Genomic DNA, 1,465 nt, shown 5'->3' on the forward strand with positions numbered 1-1,465 from the left:
GCTTGCCCGTCGTTAAGTTGAAATTCGTCGGCTGAGCGGCGAGTTTGTTCACGCAACTTCTTCTTTCAGTGTCTCAGTGTCAAATTGATTTTTCTCTGTCAATACTCGCAGTAAAACCCACAGACCGGGAAGGCTCTGGTGTCCGCGTATCCGTCTCATCTTCCTTTCTGAAGCAAGGCAGTAGGTCGCAAGCCACCTCTGAAAATGTTCTGAGTCACGCCATCGTTTCACTCTGCGCATGTCTTCCTCGATCAGCGAGTTGAGCGACTCGATTGGATTCGTAGTTGAAAAAAATCGTTTGAGTTGACGAGACAGCTTTAGATCGTGGATCGCGAGCAGATCATCCTTCGCCTCCAGGTAACTCGCAAGTGCTGACCGATTCAGGTTTCGAAGAATACTTTCCAGTTGATCCGAAATGGCTTTCGCCTCCGTCATGTCCTTCGCGTCTCTGAGCGCCCAGAAAAGGCCAGAAGCCTTGTGAGCGCTGTCTCCCAAGGCTTTCTCCAGGTTCCACCATTTGTGCACGTGACAGCGGACCCGAACCGCTCGGCGATTTTGTTTTTCGTCGACTCGATATTTTTCATTCAGTGCTTTGTTTAACCCGCTGCCGCCATCTACGACGAACAAGAGTCCAACCTCTGGAAGTCCACGCGACTCCAGATCGTTCAGTAGTGCGAGGCACGATCTCGAGTTCTCCGTGTCGGCTTGATAAATTCCAAGAACGAACTTTCGCCCGTCGCAGGCAACACCAAGTGCGACGATCACTCCATGCTTTGAAAATCTTTTTCCGTCGATGAACACAGCTCGGATGTCCATCTCCTTCAGAGAGCGCTTCTGCAGATCCTCGATCTTTTTCGCCGTCGCCTTAATCCACCGTTTCGAGACGGAACTCTTTTTGAATCCGAAAGAGTTTGCGATTTTCGAGACACCTTTCTCGTAATCGCGTTGGGAAACTTTCTTGATTCCTTCGACAAACACCGCTTGGTCGAAGAGCTGCGGGTTCTGAAAATCCTCGTACGTCTGAAGACGAACTTCCTTGCCATCTTTCCCGCGCACGCGTGGAACCTCAAGAGCAACTCGCTGGTTGGCAAGAATGATGGATCCGTTCTGCGATCCCCATCGGTTGGTCACCTTCCCGTGGCGATATCGGTCACCGCAGAGTCGATTCACTTCTCGATCACATTCGGCAATAAATTCCTTCACGGCCGGCGGCAGCAGAGTGGAAATCAACAAATGCTGCGTGTCGATTGGACCGTCGAGATTTTCAAATTTTCCTTCGACGATGTCGGACTTCTTCGCGTGCTTCAGGGCCTTGCGATTGATCTTTCGGATGGCTTTCAGTACGATCTTTCCCATTGGGTGGCTCCATTTCTTCTGGTTTCAAGTTCTGCAGTAAGATATTGAAAACACAGATTTGTTGAGCCACTCAACCTTCAAATTTCAACTATGCGATGGGCATCCCCCT

At 50.2% G+C, this 1,465-nt stretch carries 1 protein-coding gene; it reads right to left on the reverse strand.

Going from position 1 to position 1,465, the window contains the following annotated elements; translation table 11 throughout:
- Positions 1 to 48: 48 nt before the first annotated feature.
- Positions 49 to 1,356, reverse strand: coding sequence for a transposase (locus tag WCK51_16015; protein ID MEI7578395.1), 1,308 nt, complete (start codon positions 1,354 to 1,356; stop codon positions 49 to 51).
- Between the last annotated feature and the right edge of the window lie 109 nt (positions 1,357 to 1,465).

The organism is Armatimonadota bacterium, from assembly GCA_037138755.1.
In the GTDB taxonomy this organism is placed as follows: Bacteria; Armatimonadota; Fimbriimonadia; order Fimbriimonadales; family Fimbriimonadaceae; genus Fimbriimonas.